At 42.2% G+C, this 569-nt stretch carries 1 protein-coding gene; it reads right to left on the bottom strand.

Annotation, left to right across the window (positions count from 1 at the left end; genetic code table 11):
* Positions 1–101 precede the first annotated feature (101 nt).
* Positions 102–569, bottom strand: a 468-nt coding sequence (locus tag B4K20_RS15755; RefSeq protein WP_289283644.1) for a methylated-DNA--[protein]-cysteine S-methyltransferase, incomplete at its 5' end; no start/stop codon positions are given.

The raw sequence follows: 569 nt of genomic DNA, 5'->3' as shown, positions 1-569 counted from the left end.
AATCTGTAAGTGTTTCTTTTATGACAAGCTTTAAGGAATGGTTAAAATTTAACCAGCACCTATTAAAATGGCTATGGAAAGAAACGCATTATTGAAGATGTTCAAACACTTAATAATGCCCTCTCACGCCCTAATAAAATCTGTTTACGCTCAACACCCCAGCGATAGCCTGAAAGGTTGCCGTTTTTATTCACAATACGATGACAAGGAACCAGTAATGCCAGTGAATTCGCGGCACAAGCATTGGCAACGGCTCGCACTGACGAAGGCCGACCAAGCATCATTGCGAGCTCAGTATACGTTCTGGTTTGTCCAGCAGGTATTTGCAATAAGGTATTCCATACTGACTTTTGAAACGATGTACCTTCCATCTGAATGGGCAAATCCAGCTCGCCTGTTGGCGCTTCAATATAGTTTAAAATCTGGATTAAATAATCCGTTAATAAGGTATCGTTTTCCTGCTGTTTTGCATGTGGATATTTTTCCAGCAGGTGCTCAACTAACCTGTCTGGATCGTCAGCCAGTGCCACAAAACAGATACCATTGTCATTGCCAGCCACCAGAAGACA

The organism is Methylophaga sp. UBA5088 (genome assembly GCF_002414625.1).
Taxonomy (GTDB): Bacteria; Pseudomonadota; Gammaproteobacteria; order Nitrosococcales; family Methylophagaceae; genus Methylophaga; species Methylophaga marina.
The sequence above is the reverse complement of the archived record's forward strand: the minus strand, read 5'-3'. Positions and strand labels throughout refer to the sequence as shown.